Annotated in this window: 20 protein-coding genes; 12 read left to right on the plus strand and 8 right to left on the minus strand. The window is 73.5% G+C overall.

Translation table 11 applies throughout. From position 1 onward, the window contains the following. The first annotated feature begins 17 nt into the window (after positions 1-17). From AB0C96_RS08420 to AB0C96_RS08470, 11 genes are all read left to right on the plus strand, one after another. Entirely contained in the window at positions 18-1,697 is a 1,680-nt protein-coding gene (locus AB0C96_RS08420) for a carbamoyltransferase C-terminal domain-containing protein (RefSeq protein ID WP_362914988.1), read from the plus strand. Continuing rightward, positions 1,697-3,064: a lysine 2,3-aminomutase gene (locus AB0C96_RS08425; RefSeq protein WP_362914990.1), complete on the plus strand. Its 1,368-nt coding sequence runs from the start codon at positions 1,697-1,699 to the stop codon at positions 3,062-3,064. Before AB0C96_RS08420 ends, AB0C96_RS08425 begins: the two co-directional genes overlap by 1 nt. Further along, complete coding sequence (locus tag AB0C96_RS08430; RefSeq protein ID WP_362914992.1) at positions 3,061-4,341, plus strand: pyridoxal phosphate-dependent aminotransferase; 1,281 nt, start codon at positions 3,061-3,063, stop codon at positions 4,339-4,341. Before AB0C96_RS08425 ends, AB0C96_RS08430 begins: the two co-directional genes overlap by 4 nt. After that, a complete protein-coding gene (locus AB0C96_RS08435; RefSeq protein WP_362914994.1) occupies positions 4,338-5,051 on the plus strand; it encodes a maleylpyruvate isomerase family mycothiol-dependent enzyme in 714 nt (237 codons plus the stop codon). The genes AB0C96_RS08430 and AB0C96_RS08435 overlap by 4 nt, the downstream gene beginning before the upstream one ends. 67 nt (positions 5,052-5,118) lie before the next feature. Then, a complete protein-coding gene (locus AB0C96_RS08440) occupies positions 5,119-6,279 on the plus strand; it encodes a hypothetical protein (RefSeq protein ID WP_362914996.1) in 1,161 nt (386 codons plus the stop codon). A gap of 23 nt (positions 6,280-6,302) precedes the next feature. Beyond that, entirely contained in the window at positions 6,303-6,590 is a 288-nt protein-coding gene (locus AB0C96_RS08445) for an acyl carrier protein (RefSeq protein ID WP_362914998.1), read from the plus strand. Further along, positions 6,587-7,774: an acyl-CoA dehydrogenase family protein gene (locus tag AB0C96_RS08450; protein WP_362915000.1), complete on the plus strand. Its 1,188-nt coding sequence runs from the start codon at positions 6,587-6,589 to the stop codon at positions 7,772-7,774. Before AB0C96_RS08445 ends, AB0C96_RS08450 begins: the two co-directional genes overlap by 4 nt. After that, the gene (locus AB0C96_RS08455; RefSeq protein WP_362915002.1) at positions 7,767-8,873 is read left to right on the plus strand and encodes an acyl-CoA dehydrogenase family protein; all 1,107 of its coding nucleotides are present in this window, start codon (positions 7,767-7,769) and stop codon (positions 8,871-8,873) included. Before AB0C96_RS08450 ends, AB0C96_RS08455 begins: the two co-directional genes overlap by 8 nt. After that, complete coding sequence (locus tag AB0C96_RS08460) at positions 8,870-9,505, plus strand: 4'-phosphopantetheinyl transferase superfamily protein (RefSeq protein ID WP_362915004.1); 636 nt, start codon at positions 8,870-8,872, stop codon at positions 9,503-9,505. Before AB0C96_RS08455 ends, AB0C96_RS08460 begins: the two co-directional genes overlap by 4 nt. Beyond that, entirely contained in the window at positions 9,502-11,064 is a 1,563-nt protein-coding gene (locus tag AB0C96_RS08465; RefSeq protein ID WP_362915006.1) for an AMP-binding protein, read from the plus strand. The genes AB0C96_RS08460 and AB0C96_RS08465 overlap by 4 nt, the downstream gene beginning before the upstream one ends. 295 nt (positions 11,065-11,359) lie before the next feature. Beyond that, positions 11,360-13,711: a collagenase gene (locus AB0C96_RS08470; protein WP_362915008.1), complete on the plus strand. Its 2,352-nt coding sequence runs from the start codon at positions 11,360-11,362 to the stop codon at positions 13,709-13,711. Positions 13,712-13,739: 28 nt separating this feature from the next. Here the strand turns inward: AB0C96_RS08470 and AB0C96_RS08475 are convergent, their stop codons facing one another. Next, entirely contained in the window at positions 13,740-16,154 is a 2,415-nt protein-coding gene (locus AB0C96_RS08475) for a glycosyl hydrolase family 65 protein (RefSeq protein ID WP_362915010.1), read from the minus strand. Continuing rightward, complete coding sequence (locus AB0C96_RS08480; RefSeq protein ID WP_362915012.1) at positions 16,154-16,915, minus strand: HAD-IA family hydrolase; 762 nt, start codon at positions 16,913-16,915, stop codon at positions 16,154-16,156. The genes AB0C96_RS08475 and AB0C96_RS08480 overlap by 1 nt, the downstream gene beginning before the upstream one ends. Before the next feature lie 182 nt (positions 16,916-17,097). On the opposite strand from AB0C96_RS08480, the gene AB0C96_RS08485 reads away from it, so the two are divergent. Then, complete coding sequence (locus AB0C96_RS08485) at positions 17,098-17,973, plus strand: universal stress protein (RefSeq protein WP_362915013.1); 876 nt, start codon at positions 17,098-17,100, stop codon at positions 17,971-17,973. Between the two features lie 125 nt (positions 17,974-18,098). On the opposite strand, the gene AB0C96_RS08490 is transcribed toward AB0C96_RS08485, so the two are convergent. The 6 genes from AB0C96_RS08490 to AB0C96_RS08515 all read right to left on the minus strand — a co-directional run bounded on the left by AB0C96_RS08490 (position 18,099) and on the right by AB0C96_RS08515 (position 24,051). Next, positions 18,099-19,445, minus strand: a complete 1,347-nt coding sequence (locus AB0C96_RS08490; protein WP_362915015.1) for a nicotinate phosphoribosyltransferase — start codon at positions 19,443-19,445, stop codon at positions 18,099-18,101. A 50-nt stretch (positions 19,446-19,495) separates the two neighbouring features. Further along, complete coding sequence (locus AB0C96_RS08495) at positions 19,496-19,795, minus strand: DUF1876 domain-containing protein (RefSeq protein WP_362915017.1); 300 nt, start codon at positions 19,793-19,795, stop codon at positions 19,496-19,498. A 46-nt stretch (positions 19,796-19,841) separates the two neighbouring features. Continuing rightward, positions 19,842-20,711 (minus strand): universal stress protein, encoded by an 870-nt coding sequence (locus tag AB0C96_RS08500; protein ID WP_362915019.1) that lies wholly within the window; start codon positions 20,709-20,711, stop codon positions 19,842-19,844. Between the two features lie 101 nt (positions 20,712-20,812). Next, complete coding sequence (locus AB0C96_RS08505; protein WP_362915021.1) at positions 20,813-21,961, minus strand: permease; 1,149 nt, start codon at positions 21,959-21,961, stop codon at positions 20,813-20,815. A gap of 57 nt (positions 21,962-22,018) precedes the next feature. Beyond that, positions 22,019-23,179 carry a sugar ABC transporter permease gene (locus AB0C96_RS08510; RefSeq protein WP_362915209.1) on the minus strand — a complete coding sequence of 387 codons (1,161 nt, stop codon included), beginning with the start codon at positions 23,177-23,179 and terminating at the stop codon, positions 22,019-22,021. A 92-nt stretch (positions 23,180-23,271) separates the two neighbouring features. Next, on the minus strand, positions 23,272-24,051 hold the full coding sequence (locus AB0C96_RS08515; protein WP_362915023.1) for an ATP-binding cassette domain-containing protein: 780 nt from the start codon (positions 24,049-24,051) through the stop codon (positions 23,272-23,274). Positions 24,052-24,641: the final 590 nt, after the last annotated feature.

Consider the following 24,641-nt stretch of genomic DNA (forward strand, 5'->3'; position numbering starts at 1 on the left):
GAGAGACTTCCGCAGCCATGACCTGGATCCTCGGTGTCAACGCACCTCCCACCGGCTGGCACGACAGCGCCGCCTGCCTGATCAACGACGACGGCGAGGTCATCGCCTTCAGCGAGGAGGAGCGCTGCAACCGGCACCGCCACTCCCTCTACCGCAAGCCGGTCGGCGCCGCCCGCTTCTGCCTGGAGCAGGCCGGCATCACCGCCGCCGACATCGACGTGGTCGCCGTCGGCTGGGACAGCGAGCAGCTCTACCCGCGCCGCTTCACCGACGACGCCGAGTTCCTGGCGTACGCCGTCGGGCTGGACTTCGGCGGTCGCACCCCCGAGGTCGTCCGCGTTCCGCACCACCAGGCGCACGCCGCCTCGGCCTTCTACGCCTCCCCCTTCACCAAGGCCGGCGTGCTGGTCATCGACGGCCACGGCGAGAACGAGTCCTCCACCATCTGGACGTACGAGGACGGCGCCGAGCCCCGCCAGGAGCGCAGCTGGCAGCGCACCGCCTCCCTCGGCTACGCCTACGACGCGGCCTCGACCTGGCTGGGCTTCTCCTTCCTCAACGCCGGCAAGACCATGGGCCTGGCCGCCTACGGCCGGGCCGCGCACCTGGACGTGGAACCGCTGGTGGACCTCGCGGCCGACGACTTCCGGCTCGCCGTTGCGCCACTGGTGGAGAGCCGGGGCAGCGCCACCGCCGACGAGATCAAGGAGCAGTACGACACCGTCGTCGGCCGCTGGCGGGAGCGCTACACCACGATCGCCGGCGCGGACGGCCCGAGCGCCCCCGAGGAACGCCTCACCGAGGACCCCGACGCCGTCCTCGTCGCCTACACCGCACAGCGTCTCATCGAGCAGACCGTGACCCATCTCGCCGCCCTGACGCGGAAGACGTCCGGGGTCGAGGAGCTCTGCCTCAGCGGTGGCGTCGCGCTCAATTGCAGCACCAACGGCACCCTGCCCGGTCCGCTGTACGTACCGCCCGTACCGCACGACGCGGGGGTCGCCCTGGGGGCGGCCTGGACCGTGCGGCCGCCCCGGAGGAGGACGGGGGCGTTGAGTGCCTATCTGGGCGTCGATGTGGGGGCCCCTGATCACCTCAACGGGGGTGCGGGGTGGGATATTTCGGGGCTGGTGCGCTCCGAGCTGGACATCGACGAGGTGACCGGGCTGCTGCTGGACGGGCGGGTGGGCGCGGTCGCGCAGGGCAGGGCCGAGGTGGGGCCGCGGGCGCTGTGCCGCCGCTCGATCATCGCCGTACCGGACACCGCGGACGTCAACACCCGGGTCAACACCATCAAGAACCGCGAGCAGTGGCGCCCCTTCGCCGGGGTCACCCGGCCCGATTACGGCGCCCGACTCTGGGAGCAGCAGGAGCACCTGAGCCGCTACATGCTCGGCGCCGCCAAGGCCACCGAGCTCGGCCGCAGCGTCGCCCCGGGCGTCGTCCACGTCGACGGCACCACCCGCCCGCAGGTGCTGCACGGCGACGAGGCCCCCGCCGTGGGCGCCGTCCTGGACGCCCTACAGCGGCACGGCGCCCCACCGGTGCTGCTCAACACCTCGTTCAACGACAAGGGCGAACCCATCGTCAACACCGCCGCCGACGCGCTCGCCGCCTTCCGCGCCATGGACCTGGACTTCCTGGTGCTCGGCGACGCGCTGTACCGCAAACCGCACCGGACGGGGGGCACCCGCTGATGCCGGCCGGCCTGCCGGAACCCGCCCGCTTCAAGGCGTTCGGCCCGCGGCACATCGACGACATCGCCCGGCGCCACGGCCTGCCAGACGACATCCGGGAGACCGTCCGCCGCATCTCGCTGGTCCTGCCCTTCCGGGTCAACGAGTACGTGCTGTCACAGCTCATCGACTGGGACCGGGTCCCCGACGACCCGATGTTCCAACTGACCTTCCCACAGCGCGGCATGCTGGCGGCGGCCGACGAGGACCAGCTGGCCAAGCTGTCCGCCGACCCCGCCGACAAGCCGCTGCTGCGGGAGGCCGTCCAGGAGATCCGCGGTCGCCTCAACCCGCACCCCTCCGGCCAGCAGCAGCTCAACGTCCCCCGTCAGGACGGCGTCCAACTCCCCGGATTGCAGCACAAGTACCGCGAGACGGTGCTCTACTTCCCCGGCCAGGGACAGACCTGCCACGCGTACTGCACCTACTGCTTCCGCTGGGCGCAGTTCATCGGGGACGCCGACCTGCGGTTCGCCGCGCCCGACCCCGCCGGGCTGATCGACTACCTCGGCGCACACCCCGAGGTGCACGACGTGCTGGTCACCGGCGGCGACCCGATGGTGATGTCCACCGAGCGGCTGCGCAGCCACCTGGAGCCGCTGCTGGGCGTGGCATCGGTCCGCACCCTCCGCATCGGCACCAAGTCCGTGGCCTACTGGCCGCAGCGCTATGTGACCGATCCGGACGCCGACGACGTGCTGCGGCTCTTCGAGCGGGTGGTGGCCTCCGGGCGGCAGCTCGCGGTGATGGCGCACTTCAGCCACCCCCGCGAACTCGCCACCGACCTCGCCCAGCGGGCCGTCGCCCGGATCCGGGCGACCGGCGCGGTGGTCTACTGCCAGGCGCCGCTGATCGCGCACGTCAACGACGACGCCGGGGTGTGGAGCGCACTGTGGCGGGCCGAACTGGCGGTGGGGGCGGTGCCGTACTACCTGTTCGTGGAGCGGGACACCGGCCCGTACGACTACTTCAAGGTGTCGCTGGCCCGGGCCGTGCAGATCTTCACCGAGGCGTACCGCACCCTGCCCGGTCTCGCCCGCACGGTGCGCGGCCCGGTCATGTCGGCGACGCCCGGCAAGGTCGTGGTGGACGGCGTGGAGGAGACCCCCGACGGGGCCCACTTCCGGCTCCGGATGCTCCAGGCGCGCAACCCCGCGCTGGTCGGCAGGCCGTTCCGGGCCCGCTTCTCGCCCGCCGCTGCCTGGCTCGACGAACTGGAACTCGACCCCGCCACCCCACCCGACCTCGTGGCCGCCGTCGGTGGCGTCGCCCCGGCGGGCGACGACCAGCCCCGTAGGGGCAGCCGTACACAAAGGAACCCCGCATGACGTCCTTCACCGTCACCCCGCCCTCCCCGAACCTGGCGCTCAACCAACTGGTCGACCGGCGGCGCGCCGCCGGGGACCGTCTGGTCCACCTCGCCTTCGGCGAGGCCCGGCTGCCGGTGCTGCCGCAGCTGGCCGAGCAGTTGGCGCTCGGCGCGGCGCGCGCCTCGTACGGGCCGGTCGCCGGCGGTGCGGGCGCACGCGCCGCGGTGGCCGGCTACTCCACCCGCCGCCGGCTGCCCACCGAGGCCGACCGGGTCGTGCTCGCCCCCGGCAGCAAACCCCTGCTGATGGCGCTGCAACTGGTCGTCCCCGGCGATCTGCTGCTGCCCCGCCCCGCCTGGAACAGCTACGCCCCGCAGGCGGTCTACGCGGGCAAGAAGGTCTTCGGCGTACCGGTCCCCGCCGAGTGCGGCGGCATCCCGGAACCGGACGCGCTGCGCTCCGCGATCCGCCGGGCCCGAGCGGCCGGCGGCGACCCCCGGCTGCTGGTCCTCACCCTGCCCGACAACCCCACCGGAACCCTCGCCCCGCCCGCGCTGATCCGCGAACTGTGCGCGCTGGCCAGGGCCGAGGACCTGCTGATCGTCTCGGACGAGATCTACCGCGACATCGTCCACGACCCCGAGTCCACCGCCTTCCTCAGCCCCGCCGAAGCGGCTCCCGAGCGCACCGTCGTCACCAGCGGACTGTCCAAGACCCTCGGGCTCGGCGGCTGGCGCATCGGCGTGGCCCGCTTCCCACCCGGCGACACCGGCGCGCTGCTGCGGGACGCGGTGGTCGCCGCGGCCAGCGAGGTGTGGTCGACGCTCGCCGGGCCGATGCAGCAGGTCGCCGAGTACGCCTACGCCGAACCGCCGGAGGTCGTCGCCCGGATGCGGGACAGCGCCCGTCTGCACGGCGCGGTGGCCCGCGCGGTCCACCGCATCGCGGTGGACGCCGGCGCCCACTGCCGGCCGCCGACCGGCGGGTTCTACGTCTACCCCGACTTCGAACCGCTGCGCCCCCTCCTGGCCGCACACGGCGTCACCGACTCGGCGTCGCTCGCCGCCCGGCTCCTGGACGACTCCGGCGTCGTCGTCCTCGGCGGCCACCTGCTGGGCGACGACCCGCACGCGCTGCGCTTCAAGGCCGCCACCAGCCTGCTCTACGGCGACGAGCAGCAGCAGCGGGCAGCGCTCCGGGCCGCGGACCCCACCCGCCTGCCGCACATCGCCGGCGAACTCTCGCAGATCGCCGACGGCTTCGCCCGACTGACCCGACCGCGAGGAGCATCGTGAAGGAAATACCGCCCACCCCGGAGTCCTTCGGGGAGATCGCCGCCGCGGCGGACCGGCTGCTGACCGGCCTGGCGGGCCTCGACGACGCGGACGTCGCCGGCCCGTCGCTGCTCCCCGGCTGGACCCGCGGCCACGTCCTGTCCCACCTCGCACGCCAGGTCCCCGCCCTGGAGCGGCTGTTGGCGTGGGCGCGCACCGGCGTCGAGACGCCCCAGTACGCGGGCCGGGAGGCCCGGGACGCCGAGATCGAGGCGGGCGCCCACGCCACGGCCGCCACGCTGGTGGCGGAGCTCCGGGCGTCCGCGGCACACTTCCAGCGCAGCGTCGAGGAGCTCCCGGCACCCGCCTGGCAGGCCACCGTCCGGCCGTTCACCGGTGAACTCTGCACCCCCCGGCGGATCTTGGTGATCCGGCTGCGCGAACTCGAACTGCACCACGCGGACCTGGACATCGGATACGGCTTCGCCGACATCCCCGACTCCGCGCGGCAGATCGTCCTCGACGACCTCCTCGGCTACTACGCGGCGGCCGAGCACGTCCCGGACTTCGTCCTGAGCGACAGCGAGGGCGCGCTGCTCGGCCGCTTCGGCACCGGCGGCCCGGTCGTCTCCGGCGCACCCGCCGAGGTGCTCGCCTGGCTGGCCGGGCGCACCACCGGCAGCGCGCTCCACTCGACGGCGGAGCTGCCGGTACTGCCCCCGTGGCTCTGAACCGCTCCCCACTCGTACACGGCACGGCCCTGCTCGGCCCCGACAAGGCAAGGAACGTGAACGGACAATGGCAGTCACCGTCGAACCGGAACCGCTGGAATTCGGTTCGGTCCACAGCGGTCTGCTGGACTGCATCCAGGTCAATCTGGCGGTGCTCGCCGACCACCACTACGGCGCCGGAGCCCATCTGCGGCTCGGCGCGCCCCTCGGCTTCCGGGCCTGGGAGGGGACCGGCGGCCTGCCGACGGTCGATCCGCCGCTCGCCGAACAACTGGCGGTGGCGTCGGACCTGCTCGGGCTGCGGGTGGTGCGGCAGCGACGGATGGCCCGCGAGGAGATGTTCCGGACCCTCCGCACCGCCGGCGGGGTGCGCTTCGTCGTCGCCGACTCCTTCCAACTGCCCTGGTTGCCGTACCACCGGACGGCGCACATGGAGCACAGCTTCCTGCTCGCCGCGGGGCCCGACGGCTGGCACGTCACGGACGCCTACCGCAGCGAGACCGCCTGGGGCACCGCCGCCCCCGGCCACTGGATGCTGTCCGAGGAGGAGTTGGCCGGTATCGAGTCCGCCGAGGTCGTCGAGCTGGCCCCGGCCGGCGTCCGGCCGATCTCCGCACTGCCCCCCGCCCAGGCGGTGGACCAGGCGGCGGTGGCGGCCTACCTCGATGCCTACGACGCCTGCCCGGACCGCGCCCGCGCCGTCGAGCAGCTCACCGCCGAGACCTGGCTGCTGGCCCGGGCGCGCAAGCTGCATGCCACCTACCGCGCGCTGTTCGCCCGTCGGGCCGACGAGACCGAGGCCGAGCGGCAGCACCTGCGCGCCTGGGACAAGGTCGTCGAGCAGACCTACCTGGCCCACCGGCGCCTGTCCCGTGGCCGTGCCGAGCCACCGGGCGTCGTGGACCGCCTGCGGGACGTCCTCACCGCCGACCGGACCGTCTTCGGCCCCGCACCGACCGGCCCCGCCGCCGCCGACGGCCCCGCCGCGGCTCCCCCCGAGGACGCCCTGCGCCGCCGGGTGGCCGCCGTGGCCGCCGCGGTGCTCGGCGTGGACACGGCCGCCCTGCTCGACGGCGCCCCCTTCGACTCCTTCGCCTCGTTCAGCTCCTTCCGGCTGATCGAGATCATCGAGCGGCTGGAGAGCGAACTGGACCGCGAGTTCGACGCCGACCAACTCGTCCCGGAGAACCTCCGCCGGGTCGACGACCTGTGCCGCATCGCCCGTTGACCACCCCGTACCGAGAGAGACCCATGGACGCCCGATTCACCACCCTGCTGCGCCCTTTCCTCAAGCACGCCGGACCCGACGAGGTCGTCATCGCCCCGGACACCGATCTGCGCCGGCTCGGCGTCGACTCCATGCAGGCCATCGAGCTGCTCTTCGCCATCGAGGACACCTTCGGCATCGCGCTGCCGGACGAGGAGCTCAACGACGCCACCTTCTCGACCGCCGGCGCCCTGTGGCGGGTGATCTCCGCACAGCTCCCCGACGGCGGCGACGGGTCCGGTGACGGCACCACCGGCCGGGTGACCGCATGACCGCCGGGCCGCGGGCCGCGCAGCCCGTCCCCCTCGACCTGACGGACCGCCTGACCGAGGTCGCCGAGACCGCCGAACGGCACCTGGCGCACACCGACCGGGCCGCGGAGTTCCCCGCCGAGGCGCTCGGCGCACTGCGCCGCACCGGACTGCTCGGACTGCTGGTCCCCGCCGAGCACGGCGGGCTCGGCGGCACCGTACGCGACATGGTGACGGCCGCGCAGACCCTGGGGCGCACCGATATGTCACTGGGCATGATCTTCGCGATGCACTGCCAGCAGACCGAGGCGCTCGTCCGGTACGCGGACGAGCGGCTGCGCACGGAGCTGCTCCCGAGGATCGCGGCCGGCGAGATCTACCTCGCCTCCGTCACCACGGAGGCCGGCAAGGGCGGCCATCTCCTCAGCGCCCAGGCCCAACTCGGCGCTCTGGAAGGGGGCTTGGCAATCGACCGGTTCGCGCCCATCGTCACCGGCGGCGCCCACGCCGACGGCTTCCTGCTCACCATGCGCAGCCCCGGGGCCGAGGCCACCGCGCACGAGGTGTCGCTGGTCTACGCCCACCGCGACCAGCTCGACATCGAGGCGTCGGGGGACTGGCAGCCGATGGGCATGCGCGCCAGTCACAGCATCGCCCTGAAGCTCACCGGCCGGATCCCCGCCCACCATGTGGTGGGCGAGCCGGGCGGGTTCCACCGGATCGCCGCCGAGGTCTTCGGCCCGCTGGCGCACCTGGGCTGGTCGGCGGTGTGGCTCGGCACGGCCGCCGGGGCGCTGTCCCGGGTGCTGCGACTGCTGCGCGGTCCGGCGGGACGAGGCCGCTTCGACACCGGCTCGGAGCTGCTCCTCACCCGCCTTGCCCGGTCCCGGCAGCGCCTGGACGCCGTGCACGCCCTGCTGCAACAGACCCTGCGCACCGTGGAGTCCGGCGCGGACCTCTCGGCGCCGGCACGCCAACTCCAGCTCAACGCACTGAAGATCACCGCGTCCGAGGAGTGCCTCGCCGCGGTCGACGACCTCGTCACCGCCCTCGGGCTGCGGCACGGCTACCTCAAGGACTCGCCCACCCGCCTCGAACTGGCCCTGCGGGACCTGCGCTCCGCCCCGCTGAACTACAGCAACGACCGGCTGCACCTCGCCGACGGCCGGCTGGCGCTGCGCGACCAGGGGGTGAGCTTTGCCTGACACCCGCCACGCCCCCCTCGACGCCCTGCCGCGCACCGCCGGCGGCGCCCGGGTCTGGGCCGCGCTCGGCGGCGCCGGCCTGCTCACCGGGGCCTACCGCGACGGAGAGGTCCGCAGCGGTATCGACCCCGAGGGGCTCGCCGCGCTGCTCACCGCCGTCGACGCCCGCTTCTCGATCGCGTCCACGCTGTCGGTGAGCGTCCAGCTGGCCACCGCACTGCCGGTACTGGCGGCCGGCCGCACGCCGGTCGCCCGGCGGGCACTGGACCGCGCCCGCACCGGACGGGCCACGGTCGCGCTGGCGGCCACCGACGTCACCGCCGGCACCGACCTGACCGCACTGCGCACCCAGGTGCGGATCGAGGACGACGGACTGGAGGTGACGGGCGGGAAGACCTGGATCGCCAACACCACCACCGCCGAGCACTTCCTCACCCTCGCCCGACACCGCCCCGGCCGGCACTTCACCCACTTCACCTGGGTCCTGGTGCCCGCCGACGCCCCCGGCGTCACGGTGCGTCCCGCGGACTCCGCCCTGTTCGCCGACTCCGGCGTCGGCCACGTCACCTTCGACGGCGTACGGCTCGGCCGGGACCACCTGCTCGGCCGGGTCGGCTTCGGACTGCCGCTGTTCGCCCGCCACATCGGTACCGAACGGCTCGCCGGCGCACAGTGGGGCGTCGCGCTGTGCCGCCGGGTGCTGGCGGACACCCGGCGCCACCTGACCGGACGTGCGCACGGCGACCGCACCCTGTGGGACCTGGACCCGGTCCGCCAGCGGTTCGCCGCCTGCCTGGTCCGGGTGCGTGAACTCGACGCCCTGGTCGCGCAGTTGCAGGAACCGGTGGCGCTGCACCACGACGCGACCGCGGCCGCCACGCTCAAGGCGGCAGCCGGCTCGGCCGTCAACCACGTGCTCACCGAGTGCGGACAGCTCTGGGGCGCGGCCGGCTTCACCACCGGCGGCATCCAGGAAGTACGCGCCCAGGCCGCGCTGTTCGGCATCGGGGGCGGTGCGACCGAGGTGGTCCTCGGCACCCTGGCGGACGCCGCCGACAGCGTCCTGGCCGACCTCGCGGCGCCCGGCACGGCGCCGTGACCCTACCCATCGAGGTGGCGGACCGGCTCTGGGTGCGCACCACCACCGCGGACCGGGTGGCCCCCAGCACCCACCCGGACGACCTGCGCCGGGCGGCGGCCGGGCTCCCCGAGTGGCGCGCCCACGAACTCCTCACCGGCCGCGCACTGCTGCGGGAGCTGCTCGCCGCCGTACGGCCGGACCTGGCCGGCGCGGAGGTCGTCCCGGACCGGCGCGGCAAACCCTGGCTGCGCGGACACCCCGGCGTCGGCATCAGCGTCTCGCACAGCAGGGGCGCGCTGGCCGCAGGCGTCGGGCTCGGCCGCAGCGTCGGCGTCGACGTGCAGCGCCCGGGCGCCTTCGTCACCCCGTCGTTCGCCCGCCGCCTGCTGGGGGAGCACACCGGCCGCCTGGCAGGTCTGCCGCCGGCACGGGCCGCCGAGGAGGTGGCCTGGGTGTGGACCGCCCAGGAGGCCTGCGTCAAGGCCAGCGGGGCGGGGTTCGCCGGCCGCCCCTGGACCATCGACGTGCCGCCCGGCGCCCGGTCCGGCCGCTGGGGCGACTACCGCTGGCTCAGCCTCCGCGACCACTCCGCCACCCCTCTCAGCTGCGCATACCGCACGGCCCCGACACCCAGGAAAGGCGAACGGTGAGCACCCCCGCCGAACGACGCACCCTCTACGACTGGTTCGCGGCCTCCGCGGCCGCCCACCCGGACCACACGGCGCTGGAGATCGGGGACACCCGGCTGAGCTACGCCGAGCTGACCGACCGCGCGGACGCCCTCGCGGCCCGTCTGCTCCGCCACCTGGACGGTCAACCGCCCCGTCGCGTCGGGCTGTTGGCCGGTCGGACCGCCGTCGCCTACGCCGGGTACCTCGCCGTCCAGCGCCTGGCCGCCACGGTCGTCCCGCTCGGCCCCGCCTTCCCCGCCGAGCGCAACGCCGGGATCGTCCGGGCGGCGGGACTGGACGCCGTCCTCTCCGACGGCACCGCCGGCCCCACCGCACCGCCGGGCGCCCCCACCCTGACCCTGACCGACCCCGAGCTGCGCCGCCTCCCCGCCCCCGCGCCGCACCGTCCGCCCGCCCTGCCGGCCCGCGCCGCCGGCCCCGACGACCTCGCCTACCTCCTCTTCACCTCGGGCTCGACCGGCGTCCCCAAAGGCGTCCCCATCCAGCACCGGAACATCTGCGCATACCTCGCGCAGGCCGTGCCGCGCAGCACGGCCGGCCCCGGCGCCCGCTGCTCGCAGACCTTCGACCTGACCTTCGACCCGTCGGTCCACGACATGTTCACCACCTGGGGGAGCGGGGCCACCCTGGTCGTGCCGACCCGGGACGACCTGCTGACGCCGGTCCGCTTCGTCAACCGGCGGGCCCTCACCCACTGGAACTCCGTACCGTCGGTGATCTCGCTCGCCCAGCGGTTCCGGGCGCTGCGGCCGGGGAGCATGCCGACGCTGCGCAGCAGCACGTTCTGCGGCGAGCCGCTCACCCTCCAGCAGGCCGAGGCCTGGCAGCGGGCCGCGCCGCACGGCCGACTGGAGAACGCCTACGGCCCCACCGAGCTCACCGTCACCTGCACCTCCTACCGGCTGCCCGCCGACCGCTCCGACTGGCCCGCCCCCAGCAACGGCACCGTCCCGATCGGCACCCTCTACGAGGGGCTGCAACTCCTGCTGCACGAGGGCGAGTTGTGCGTGAGGGGGCCACAGCGCTTCCCCGGCTACCTGGACCCGGCGAACAACGCCGGCCGCTTCCTCGCCCCCGACGGTTCCGCGTACGACCCCGGCACCGCACTCACCGACGACCACTGGTACCGCACCGGTGACCGCGTCGCCCGCGCCCGGGGCGGTGCGCCGCTGGTGCACCTGGGCCGGCGGGACCAGCAGGTCCAGGTGCACGGGTACCGCGTCGAACTCGGTGAGGTCGAGGCGGCGTTGCGCGCGCTCCCCGGCGTCGTGGACGCGGCCGTGCTGGCCCGGACCACCCCGGGCGGCCTCGAACTCGCCGCCGCTTACACCGGTATGCCCGGCGCCGCGGAGGACCTCCGGGCCGCCCTCCGCGACCGGCTGCCCGCCTATATGGTGCCGGCCGTGCTCACCGGCCTGGACTCCCTCCCGCTCAACCGGAACGGAAAGGTCGACCGCGCCGCCCTCGGCGAACTCCTCGGAGCAGCCGCCCGGCCCGGCCACGGCGGAGCCCGCTGACCGAGGTTCGGTGACCGGGGCCTGGCCACGGCGGAACCCGGTGGTCGGCCCCGGCGGGTGGCCGGGCCGACCGCCGGGGCCGACCGCGCTCCCCGGGGCCGACCGCGCTCCCCGAGCCCCCGGGCCGCACGTCCGGGGGCCGACGGGGCCTCGCCGCCGTCCCTTTACCCATGCCTGGTTTCTGAAGTCTTGTCAGTGCAATTTCACATTACTATGTTATAGGTCACACCCCTCGTGGAGTGAAGGCCATCGCCTCGAACCCCACTCAACCCCCCACCCCCTCACGGAGGTTCAGGTGTCACACCCGCAGATACCGCGCAGAATCCTGCCGGCCGCGATCCTCGCCACCGCCCTCGCGCTGCCGGCTCTCCCCACCGCCCAGGCCGCCCAGGCGGCACCCCGACACCCCGCGCCGACGGCCCACGTCCGGGCCCCGCAGTCCACGCCCCGGGCCACCGCCCGGTCCGGCGACCACCCCCACGACCGGGTCCAACGCCTCGCCAGGACCCCGCAGTTCAGCCCCGCCCCGGCGCCCGCGCCCCGCGCCCGCACCGCGCACGGCCGGCCGCCGGGCCCACAGACCGCCCCCGTCATCACCCCGCCCCGCGCCCACCCCGCCGTCGCCCCCTGCACCCTCGACGGGGTCACCGGCCTGAGCCCCGAGCGGTTCGCGGACTTCCTCGCCGACCCCGCCACCACCGCCGACGACTGTCTCCGGGGCCTCATCTGGACGTGGGACCCCCGGCTCGTCCCCGTGATGTCCGATGCGCACGTCCAGGCCGTGGCCCACCGCATCGCGTCCCTGTCCGCCGCCCACGACGGGCAGAACTCCACCCACCTGTACGAGATGTTCACGTACCTGCACGCGGTGGCCTACCAGGACTTCTCGCACGACGAGATCGACACCACCGACGCCCCGACCGTGCAGGCGGTACGCGGCGCGGCCGACGCCTTCGGCGCCGCGGCCCGCACCTTCGACGCCACCCGGGCCAACGCCGACACCCTGCGCGAGGCCCTGTACGCGGTGAGCGGCCCGGGTGGCCGTCAGTACCAACTCGGCCTGGTCCGCAAGGTGTTGGCCACCATGGGCGCGGACCGCACCGCCACCTACAAGGACCCGTCCTGGGGCAATGCCGCCCTCGCCGCGCTCTCCCTGAACTACCTGGGCGTCTACCCCGGCAACAAGGACACCGCCTTCCGGGACGCGGTCAGCGCCGACCCCGACTACCGCGCCGATTTCAAGGCCTTCGCGGACCACACCCACCTCAAGGACACCCCCAACGCCTGGGTCGTCCGCGACGCGCTCGGCGAGTACGGTCGCTTCGGGCAGATCGACGCCCTCAAACCGGCGATCGTCACCGACCTGGGCGGCCTCCTCGCCACCACCGTGCGGAACTTCGGCGAGGGCAGCGAACCCTGGGCCAAGGTCGCCGGCTGGCTCAACACCTTCGACGCCTGCGCGCCGTACGACGTCTGCAAGGGGGACATCGAGAAGCGGATCTTCCCGTACACGTACGCCTACGACAACGGCGCCATCAAGGTCCGCACCGCGCTCGACCGCGCGACCGTCGACCAGCTCTACTACGCCTCCAAGCAGGTCAAGGCCCAGTTCCACCGGGTGCTCGGTACCTCCGAACCGCTCGCCGGCGACCCCAACACCACCCTCACCATCGTGCTGTACGCCTCGCGCCACGACTACGAGGTCTACCACCCGCTGCTCACCGGCATGGGCACCAACAACGGCGGCGTCTACATCGAACGGGGCGCCACCTTCTACACCTACCAGCGCCGCGTCCCCCAGGACTCCAGCCTCACCCTCGAAGAGCTCTTCCGGCACGAGTACGTGCACTACCTCAACGGCCGCTTCGCGGTCCCCGGTTCCTTCGGCGAAGGCCCCTGGTACGAGGGCGACCGCACCACCGCCATGGACGAGGGCAGCGCCGAGTTCTTCGACGGCGCCACCCGGGACGACGGCATCGCGGTGCGCCAGGCACTCGTCCGCGACATCATCGCGGACACCGCGGGCGGCAAGCCCCGCATGACCATCAACGCCTTCCTGCACGCCACCTACGACCACGACGGCTTCCGCTTCTACTCCTACGCCGGGACGTTCTTCGAGTTCCTCTGGCGCGAGCACCCCGCCAAGCTCCAGGAGATGTACCGGTACCTGCGCGCCGACGACCCGGCCGCCTTCGACGCCTGGCGCAACCAGCAGTCCTCCGACACCGCGCTGCAACAGCAGTACGACGCCTTCCTCGACGCGCAGATCGCCGCCGTCGACGACCTCTTCGTCCCGCACACCACCTTCACCCCCAACTCCCAGCTGAAGTTCGCCGACGCCGCGGCCGTCCAGGACGCCTTCACCACGGCCACCGCCAACCCGCCCCGGTGCACGGACAACGGCGACCCGGACCACGGCCGCTTCCTGTGCACCGGCCGGATCACCGCCAACCTCGGCGACTCCGGCAACCCCGACCAGGTCTTCAAGGACATGTCCGAGACCGTCGACTACTTCCTCCTCGACCGGGCCCGGCCCGCCGCGAACAACCTCGCCGACATGAACTGCACCTTCGGCCCGACGACCGTCTGGTCCTCGGGACGTGCCGGCACCGCGGACTTCACCTGCGAGGGACCGCTCCGCCGCTGACGCGGTGACGCCGGCGGCCCGACCCGACTCAGCCGTCCGGCAGGTCGAGCCGCCGGGTCGTCCCCGGCGCGATGCTGAACGACCGCTCCCCCAGCCGCACCCGCACCGCCGCCTGCTCGGACTCCGGTACCGCGATCCGCACCTGTTCGTCGCGGATGCGCAGGTCGACGTCCCAGTGGCGGCGGTAGCGGATGCGGACGCCGAACGTGGAGAGCTCGGACAGCGGGGCCGGGTCGAGCCAGAGGGCCTGTTCGCGGGTCTCCAGACCGGTCAGGCCGCGCTGGACCAGGTCCAGGGTGCCGGCCATCGCCCCGAGGTGGATGCCCTCCGTGGTGCTGCCGCCGTGCAGGTCCGCGACATCGCCGGTCAACGCCTCCTCGCAGTACGTCCAGGCGTCGGGGCGGTGCACGCGCGCCAGCACCCAGGCGTGGACCAGGGCGCTGAGGGTGGAACCGTGGCTGGTGCGGTGCAGGTAGTAGTCGACGGTGGCGTGCCAGATGTCGTCGTCGAGCGGGTAGCCGAGCCGGCGGAACACCGAGCCCAGCTCGGCGGGGGAGAAGAGATAGCCGAGCATCAGCACGTCGGCCTGTTTGGAGGCCTGGTAGTGGTTGACGGTGTCGCCCTCGGCCTCCAGGATGCGGTCCAGCCGCCGGATGTCCCCGTAACGCCTGCGGTAGCCGTCCCAGTCGAGTTCGGCCAGCTCCTCGTAGCCGGCGAACTGGCTGATCACGCCCCGGTGGTAGGGCACGTGCAGCCGTCCGGCGATGTCGTCCCAGCGCTCCGGTTCGTCCGGGGTGAGCTGGATCTGTTCGAAGAGCTGCCGCTGGTGGGCCTCGGGCAGGGTGCGGCACAGGTCCAGGGCGCGCAACAGGACCCAGGCCGCGGTGACGTTGGTGTAGGCGTTGTCGTCCACCCCCGGCTCGGCGGCCCCCGGATAGCCGTCGTGGTACTCGTCGGGACCGACGACGCCCCGGATGCGGTACCGGCCCAGATCGGGGTCCCAGACCGCGGCGGACGCCCAGAAGCGTGCGATCTGGAGCAGCATCTCGGCACCCCTGGTCTGGAGGAACTCGGTGTCGCCACTGGCCTGTCCGTACTGCCAGACGTTGTAGGCGATCGCCGACCCCACATGGTGCTGGAGGTGCGAGTGGTCCGGCAGCCAGCGGCCGGAGCGGGGGTTGAGATGGAGCTGCTGGGTCTCCTCGCGGCCGTCGCCGGCGCTCTGCCAGGGGTACATCGCCCCCGCCCGGCCCTCCTCCCGCGCCGCGTGGCAGGCGGCGGGCAGCCGTCGGTAGCGGTACTCCAGCAGCGCTCGGGACACCTCGGGGAGGTGCAGGTTCAAGAACGGCAGTACGAACAGCTCGTCCCAGAAGACGTGCCCGCGGTACGCCTCACCGTGCAGGCCCCGCGCCGGCACCCCGACGTCGAGCTCGGCGGTGTGCGGCGAGAGGGTCTGCAACACGTGGAACAGGTGCAGCCGCAGGATCCGGCCGGCCTCCCCGGGCACCTCCAGCTTGGCCTGCCGCCACAGGTTCTCCCAGGCCCGCCGGTGCGACGCCATCAACTGCCGGAAGTGCGGGGCCTGCACCACATGGGTGACCGCCGCGTGACGGGGACTGTCGATCGCCGGGTCGCGGGAGGTGTACAGCGCCACCGTCTTGTCGACGACCGCGGTGGAGCCGGACGTGACCGGCAGCACCACCGTGTGGAAGGCCCGGAGCACGGTCAACCGGGTCCGCGGCACCACGCCCCGGCCCGGCGTGGCCCGGAGCCGCCCGGCGAGCGCGACATGGATGTCGGAGTCGCTGGTGTGGCAGCTCAGCCACACCGTGTCGGCCCCCTCGGCACCCGTCTCCCACCCCCGTAGGTGCTGGTCGGCCAGACCGCGGTAGCGCGCGACACCGGCATTGCGCACCGCGCCGTCGATCCCCGCCTCCACCTCCACCGCGCCCGCCCAACCCTCGGCCGTGAACGCGGTGCGCAGCGCGGCCAGATGGGGATCGCCCATGTGCACCAGACGGCGCTGCTCCACGCCCAGCCGCCGCCCGGCCTCGTCCTCGTAGACCGACCAACGGGTCAGCACGCCGTGCCGCAGGTCCAGGGCCTGCCGATGCTCCGTCAGATGCGGGTGGTCGGGGGAGAGCCAGGGCCCGGGGGGCGCGTCGGCCGGGCGGATCCGGTAGCGCAGCGGAAGCCAGTTGGGCAGGTTGACCATGTCCTCGTTGTCGATCGGGCGGCCCGACACGTTGGAGGTGAGACGGTTGTAGCAGCCGGCCGCATAGGTGCCCGGATAGTGCTCGGGGCCCACCAGCACCTCGGAGGCCGCGCCCCGGGTGACGAAGTAGCCGTTGCCCAGGGCGCACAGCGTCTCCCGCAGCCGTTCCGCGGCCGCGTCGTACCCCTCGTACGACCAGGTCCAGGGGCGGTTGCCGGCGGTCGGCATCAGCCCTCCCCGGACAGCAGCAGCTCGCCGGGGTCGGTGACCACCACATCGGCGCCGAAGCGGCGCAGGGCGGCGGAACCGGCCGGTCCTGCCGACCGGTCCACGCCCACGACCAGGCCGAAGCCACCGCGCCGGCCGGCCTCGACGCCCGCCAGTGCGTCCTCCACCACGGCGGTGTCCCGGGGCGGTACGCCGAGCCGGCGCGCCGCCTCCAGGAAGAGCGCCGGATCGGGCTTGCCGGGCAGCCGCAGCCGGCGGGCCTCGTTGCCGTCCACGACGGCCTCGAACAGCGGGAGCACCCCGGCCCCGGACAGCAGCTCGGTCGCATGCCGGGACGCCGAGGCCGCGGCCCGGGGCACCCGCGCGTCCCGCAGCGCGTGCAGCAGGCGCACGGTGCCGGGCCAGGCGGTGACGCCCTGCGCCCGCAGGCCCGCGGTGAACAGTTGGTCCTTGCGGGCCGTGACGGCCCACACGGTGCCGGTGCCCGGCGGGTCGTCCGGGCCGCCGAGCGGCAGGTCCAGGCCCCTGGACTCCAGGAACGCGGCCGCCCCGTCCAGCCGGGACCGGCCGTCGACGTGGTGCAGATAGTCGTCCACCGGGTCGAACGGGCGCTGCCCGGCCAGCCCGGCCAGACACGGGTCGAAGGCGCCCTTCCAGGCCGCGGCGTGCAGTCCGGCGGAGTCCGTGACGACTCCGTCGGTGTCGAAGACCACGGCCCGCAGCGAGCGCAGACACGCTGCGAGAGACGGCGCACCGGTCATGGTGACGGTTCCGTTCTTCGTTGCCTTCCTCGGTGTCCCTGTTCCGTCCTTCCATGTCACCACGACGGGCAGCGGGGGGCGCGCCGCGCGGCGGCCGGCCCTGGCGGGCGCGCGGGGCGCGGGGTGACGATGGGAGGGACACCAACCGAACCGGGCGACCGGGCGGGAAGGCGGTGGCGGCGATGGAACGGCCCTTGGTCGTGGGTGTCGACGGCTCGGAACCCGCCCTCCGGGCACTCGACTGGGCGGTGGACGAGGCGGCCCTCCACGGGCTTGCGCTGCGCGTGCTGCACGCCTCCACCTGGGAGCACTACGAGGGCACGGCCCCGGAGCAGAGCCCGGAGCGCCCCGAGGAGCAGGTGCTCGCCGAGTCCCTGGTGGCCTCCGCCGCCGACCGGGCCCGCGGCCGCCACCCCGACGTCGAGGTCACCGCCGACGTGGTGGCCGAGGACGCGGTCACGGCCCTGCTCCGCGCCGGCCAATCCGCGTCACTGCTGGTCCTGGGCTCGCGGGGGCACGGTGAGATCACCGGGCTGCTGCTCGGATCGGTCGGGCTGGCGGTCGCCGCGCGGACCCGGTGCCCGGTGATCGTGGTGCGCGGCGACGTGGCCGGGCTGACCGGGACGCACCAGTGTGTGCTCCTCGGTGTCGGGGACCCGGTCCAGGGCGCGGACGCGGTCCGTTTCGCCTTCCGGGAGGCCGAGGCCCGCAGCTGTCTGCTGAAGGCCGTCCGCGCCTGGCACTGCCCCGCGCACGAGCGGACCGATCCGCCGCGGCTCGCCGGGCAGGCCCAGAGCTACCACGAGCGGCAGGCCTCGGAGTTGATCGACGAGGCGCTGGCGGTGGCGGCCGGCGACCACCCGGATGTCCATGTGCGGCGGACCACCGTCGAGGGCCCGGCGCACAAGGCGCTGGTGCACCGCGCCGCTGCCGCGGACCTGCTCGTCATCGGCGCGGGCCGGCGCCACGGTCACTTCGGGCTGCCGCTCGGGCGGGTGGTGCACACCGCGCTCTGCCATGCGGCCTGCCCGGTGGCGGTCGTCCCGCGGCGCGACTGAGCCGGCCGGCGGGCGGTGCTTCCTTCCGCGGCGTCCGGCCCCTCCGCGGCGTCCGACCCTTCCCCGGCGTCCGGCTCTCCCGAGGCCTCCGGCCCCTCCGTGCCGCGCGGCCCCTCCGTGCCCCCTCAGGCCCGGATGCCGAACGGCGCCAGCACCTCGCGCTCGGTCCGCCGCCGCACCCTCTCGGTCAGCACCGACAGCCGGTGCGACACCATCGCCCGCACGGGCTCCGGCGCGCGGATCCGCCGCGCCGTGGCGGGCAGCTCCGCGACGTCCGCCGTGAACCGCCGCCGGGCGTCCGCGAGCCGGTCCCGGGGCCCGATGCGCTCGCCCGCCCGCATCAGCGTCTCCAGCAGCGGCACACTGTCCGCGGGTGGCGGCTCGTCGGCCAGCCCGATCACATCGAGACAACCGGGCCGACGGAAGACCTGCTTACGGCCCGGGGCGGTCACCTTCGCCGCGGACAGCTTCATCACCGGCCGGCCGTCGTAGGCCACGAGCTTGTACGCCGAATCCAGACTGGGCGCGTCGGCGCTCACCCCGACCCGGGTGCCCACCGCGTACACGTCGATCGGTGCGCCCGAGGCCACCAGGTCGTGCACGGCGTACTCGTCGAGTCCGCCGCTGGCGACGATGCGCACCTGGGGCAGGCCCGCATTGTCGAGCATCGCCCGGGCGTGGCGGGCGAGTTGGGCGAGGTCACCGCTGTCCAGCCGGATCGCCGAGCCGTCCCCGCGGCCCAGCGCGGTCAGCACCCGGGCCGCCGCCGCCACGCCGGACGCGGTGTCGTAGGTGTCCACCAGGAACGTCACCGGACCGGGATGGCAGAGCGCGAACGCGGTGAAGGCCGCCTCCTCGTCCTCGAACGCCTCGATGTACGAGTGCGCCATGGTGCCGATGGCCGGCAGGTCCAAGGCGTGCGCCGCCGCGACGTTGCTGGTCCCCGCGAAGCCCGTCATGGCACCCAGCCGGGCCACCTGGTACGCGACCGCGGTGCCGTGCGTGCGCCGCAGCGAGAAGTCCACCACGGGACGGCCCTGCGCGGCGAGCACACAGCGGGCGCACTTGGACGCCAGGGCGGTCTGATGGCTGACCTGGTTGAGGAGGTAGGTCTCCACCAGCTGGGCCTGGGGGAGCGGGGCGGTGACCTCCAGCAGCGGTTCACCGGCCAGCACCACGCGCCCCTCCGGTACCGCCCGGACCTCGCCGGTGAAGCGCAGCCCCACCAGCCCGGCCAGCTCCCGCGCCGGCCGTTGCAGCACCTCGGCGAACACCTCGACGTCGTCGTGCCCCACCTCGAAGTCGGCGAGGTGGTCGAGGACCGACTCGGTGCCCGCGGCGATCAGGAAGCCCCGCTGCGGCGGCAGTTGCCGTACGAAGCAGCTGAAGGTCGCCGGGCGCACCATGTCCTCGCGGAGGTACGAGAGGGCCATGGTCACCTCGTACAGGTCGGTGAGCGTCGCGTTCGCCATGGACGCCTCCTTCCCCGGCCGGGCCGCCGGCCGGGAACGCCGCGGCCGGTTCAGCCGAGGGCGTTCGTCCAGCCGTAGGCCATCCGGTTCTCCCGCCGCGGCGGTGCGGCACCGACCTCCTGGAGATCGTCGTCCGCCATCCGCAGCAGCTGCCCCGCCAGGTCCCGCAGGGCGCGCCCGGCCGCGATCTCGTCCCCGATCTGCGGAACGTCCGGGTCCTCGGGGCTACAGCGGGCCGTGCCGCGCCCGGAGAAGGTGGTGGTTCCGGTGTCGAGCACCGCGCGCGCCGTGGTCGTGCCGTCCTCCTCGACGAGGGAGAGACGGACCGGCCAGTCGACTGTCTTCGCCATGGCTCACTCCCGTGTCCTTCGTCCCCCACCGTCATCATCCGCCTTCTCACTCGTGGGGCACCACCGCCACCGGGCACGGCGCGTGATGGACCACCGCCTGGACGACATGGCCGATCCTCGCCCCCGGCAGCAGGTGGCGGTGCCGGCGCCCGACGACGAGCAGCGCCGCGTCCGTGGTGTCGTGCAGCAGCGCCGGCGCCGGGCTCTCCATCTCCACCCGCGCCTCCAACGGCAGGTCCGGATACTTCTCCCGCCACGGCTGGAGCGCCTGGGCGAGCTCGTACCGGGCCACCTTGGCCGCTTCGTCGGCGGCGTACGGCTCCACGCCGCCACCGCGGTTGTATGCGTACGCCGGCAGGTGCCGGCCGTGGACGGCACGCAGCGTGACCCCGCGTCGCGCGGCGCTGTCGAAGGCGAAGGCCAGCAGCGCCTCGCACGGCTCGTGCAGGCTGACCCCGACCACGACGTCCCCGTCCCGCCGCTCGGCCGCGTCCTCCTGCTCGGCGCGTACCAGCACGATGGGCGTATCGGTGTGCGCGACCAGCTGGAGACCGAGTTCACCGAGGACGTAGCGCGACACCGGGCCCAGGTTCCGTGAGCCGAGGACCAGCAAGTCCGAGGCGGTCGCGGCCTCCTTCAGGGCGTCCAGCGGGTCCTCGGCGACCAGGTCCGTGACCACCGGGAGGTCCGGGTGGCGGGCGAGGGCGGCGGCCCGGGCGTCGTCCATCATCCGGTGGGGCCAGTAGTTCTGGTCGTCGTCCTCCAGGGGGTGCGGCGCCGTCTCGGGCGCGAGCAGCACCCAGGCGTGCAGCAGCCGCAGCCGGGCGTGCCGCAGCCGCGCCTCCTGCGCCGCCCACAGCACGGCGGCCCGGGACTCCGGCGTACCGTCCACGCCGGCCGTGACGATGTCCTTCATGGCCTGGCTCCTCTCCTCCGGTGCCCATGACCGGGCCGGTGCGTGTCGCCACACCTCCAGCCTCCGCCCAGGTCCGCACCGCGCGCACGGCGACCGGGGGCTCAGGCTGGCGGACCGTCGTGCGGAGCGCCGCCCATCATGCGGAGCATGGCCCGGCCGCCGGTCCGCACAAAGCGCAGGACCAGGGCGGCGGCGAGCAGCAGGAAGGCGATGTTGAGCCAGGTGGTGTAGTTCCAGGAGACGCCCGACATGGGGATCCGCGCGGTGGCCCGGTCGGGGATCAGGCCCAGCGCGCCGAAGCCGAACTCCACGGCGTAGCCCGCCACGACGACCGCCGCATAGAAGGTGACCAGCAGGAAGAGGGCCATCCGGGCCCCGTAGTACTTCCGGTAGATGTTCAGGATCGGCAGGATCAGCAGGTCGGAGAAGATGAAGGCGACCACGCCGCCGAAGCTGATGCCGCCCTGCCACAGGACCGCCGCCAGCGGCACGTTGCCGATGGAGCAGACGAACGAGGCGATCGCCACCACGGGCCCGATCAGCGGGCCCCACAGCTTCGCGGCCAGCGGGTGCCCCTCGAAGAAGAAGGCGCGCCAGAAGCTGTCCGGCACCCAGGCGGCGATGGCCCCTGCGATCAGCAGGCCGGCCACCAGGTCCTTGAGGATCGCGGCCCACTCCATGACGAAGACGTGCGAGGTGGCCGTGTAGCCGTCACCGGAGAACAGCCGCTGCACGAAGGACCTCCCGCGCCGCACCGACATGTCCATCGCGGCATGCCCCTCCATGGACCCGGCCAGACCCCGTTCGGCCTGCTCGCGGGCCCGCCGCAGCAGCCGTTCGCGGAGGAAGAACCGGAACAGCAGCGCCAGCAGCACGATCATGATCGGCCCGCCGACGAATTCGGCCGCGGTGAACTGCCAGCCCATCAACAGGGCCAGGATGATGCCGAGCTCGACCACCAGGTTCGTCGAGGCGATCTCGAACGCCATGGCGGCGGTGAAGTGCGCACCCTTGCGGAACAGCGAACGGGCCAGCGCGACCGCGGCGTACGAGCAGGAGGAGGACGCCGTGCCCAGGGCGGTGGCCAGCGTCAGGGTGCGGGGGCGGTCGTCGCCGAGCAGTCCGGCGACCGTGGAGCGGTGCACCACCGCCTGGACGACCGCGGACAGCGCGAAGCCCAGGATCAGTGCCCAGGTGATCTCCCAGGTCATGGACCCCGCGATGGTCAGGGCGTGGCTGAGCGCGGACATCGGCTGAGGCTTTCCATGGCCCGGCGCGGGGCAAACGCCGGCCGCGGCGGGCGGGCCTCAGACCCGGCCGTGGGACCGCTGGGCACGCCGCGACAGCGAGTCGATGACCACCGCGACCAGCAGCACCCCACCGGTGATCATGAACTGGACGGCGGGCTGGATGCCCATCAGGGCCACGCCGGACGCGATCGACTGGATGACCAGCACACCGAGCAGCGCCGACCAGGTCCGGCCGCGCCCGCCGAACATGCTGGTCCCGCCGATGACCGCGGCGGCGATGGCGTCCATCAGCAGGTTGCCGCCCCCGGAGGTCCCGGTCGCGGAGGTGACCCGCGAGGCCAGGAACATGCCGCCGATCGCGGCCATCGTGCCCGACACCATGAACACCGAGATCCGCACCAGAGCCACGTTGAGACCGGTGCGCCGGGCGGCCTCCACACTGCCGCCCAGCGCGAAGATCATCCGGCCGTACCGGGTACGGCGCAGCACCTGGTCGAGACCGACCAGGAAGGCCAGGAAGATCAGCAGGGCCAGCGGCAGGCCCTGGAACTGGTTGAGCACCCAGGCCGCGGCCAGGGAGATCACCGCCAGCACACCGGTGCGCACCGCGATCTCGCTCAGCGGCCGGGCCGGCACCCCGGCGGCCCGGCGGCGCCGCACGTCCTGGTAGGAGGCGAGGAAGTACCCGGCGGTGCCGACCGCTGCCAGGCTGTAGGCGGCGGCGACATTGGTGAAGTAGAAGCCGGTCAGCATGGCGACCAGGCCCTTGTCGTCGAGGTTGATCGTGCCGCTGGAGCCCAGGATGTAGAGCATCAGGCCGTACCAGCCCAGCAGTCCGGCCAGCGTGACCACGAAGGCGGGCACCCCCACCTTCGCGAAGAAGAACCCCTGGACGGCCCCGATCGCCGTACCGCACAGCACCGCGAGGAGCAGCGCCGGTGCCTCCGGCATGCCCTGGTGGACGTTGAGCACCGCGAAGGCGGCGGCGGCCAGACCGCTCACCGAACCCACCGACAGATCGATCTCCCCGAGCAGCAGCACGAAGACCACACCGGTCGAGATCAGCCCGATGCCGACGATGTCCACGCTCAGCCCGGACAGGTTGCGCGGCGAGAGGAAGCTGGCGTTGAGGCTCTGGAAGATGATCCACACCACGATCAGACCGAGGACGACCGGGACCGAGCCGAGCTCACCGGCGTGGAAACGGCGCCGGAGGATCTGAAGCGGGTTCTGCCCGCGGCGCCGGCCCGGGGGCCCGTCGGCCGGGCCGGCCTGCCGGTTCCCGCGCAGCACCGACGTCCACGGCCGGTTCACCGCTCCGCCTCCCAGCCGTGCGCCGTGCGCCGCGTCACCGCGTTGTCGGTGGCGCCGGTGATGGAGGAGATGATCTGCTCGTGGGACGTCGTCCCCACGTCGAAGAAGCCGTTGTTGCGGCCGAGTCGCAGCACCGCGATCCAGTCCGCGACGGCCTTGACGTCCCCCAGGTTGTGGCTGATCAGCAGCACCCCGAGGCCGCGCTCGCGGAGCTGCTCGACCAGGTCGAGGACCTGGGCGGTCTGCTCGATGCCCAGGGACGCGGTGGGCTCGTCGAGCAGGACGAGCCGGGGTTCGCCGAGCATCGAGCGGGAGATCGCCACGGCCTGCCGCTGGCCCCCGGACAGCGAGGCGACCGGGATGCGCACGTCGGGCATCCGGATGGCGAGCGCATCGAGCAGCTCCAGCGTGCGGCGCTCCATCTCCACCTCGTCGAGGAGCCCCGCGCGGTGGATCTCCCGGCCGAGGAAGACATTCCCGACCACATCGAGGTTGTCGCAGAGCGCGAGGTCCTGGAAGACGGTGGCGATGCCGAGGTCGTGGGCATCGTGGGGCCGGGTGAGCCGGACCGGGCGGCCCCGCCACTCGACGGTGCCCGCATCGGCCGGGTCGACCCCGGCGATCACCTTGATCAGCGTGGACTTGCCGGCCCCGTTGTCCCCGACCAGCGCGACCACCTGACCGGCGCGCACCTCCAGGTCGACGTCGGCGAGCGCCTGGACCGCGCCGTACCGTTTGAAGACTCCGCGCAGGGCCAGCAGCGGCGATGCCGTCATGGGATACCTGCCTTACCTGGTCAGCCCGGCCTTGGCGCACAGCAAGGCTGTCTAAGGGCATACGCAATCCACGTTACTGTCGATAAGGCGGCAAACCAGACAGAAGAGGGCGGAACGTGGTCGAAATGACCCACCCGTCCCGCCTTCAACCCCTGGCTCCGAGGCGAACGCGGCCCCTGTGACGGCGTCGCAGGGGCCGCCGTAGCACAGCCGGGAAAACGGCGCACCAAGGGCGTACGTCTGTTGTCGAGGCGGGTGCTCCGCGGTGCCTGTGGCAACGTCATGAAGATCAACAGCAGCAGACACGGGACAAGGGAGACGTGCGACGTCGGTACGCATGTAACGCCCGCCTGCGTGGGTTCCCCGGCGCTGAGCCGTGAGGTGTCAGCGCTCAAGGCCGAGCCGCTCCGGCCTGCGGGAATGGTCACCAGGCCGACAGGTGGGACGGTTGATGACCAGTGGATCAACGCCCCGGACGGTGCGGCGCGTCGTGAGCTGCTGGGCGAATTCCGGGCGAGCGCCGCAGCGTGATCCGTACGTGGGCGTGCTATTCGACGTCGACCCGGCAAAACGGCCCGGAGGCGTCCGTC

It is taken from the genome of Streptomyces sp. NPDC048506, assembly GCF_040651315.1.
In the GTDB taxonomy this organism is placed as follows: domain Bacteria; phylum Actinomycetota; class Actinomycetes; order Streptomycetales; family Streptomycetaceae; genus Streptomyces.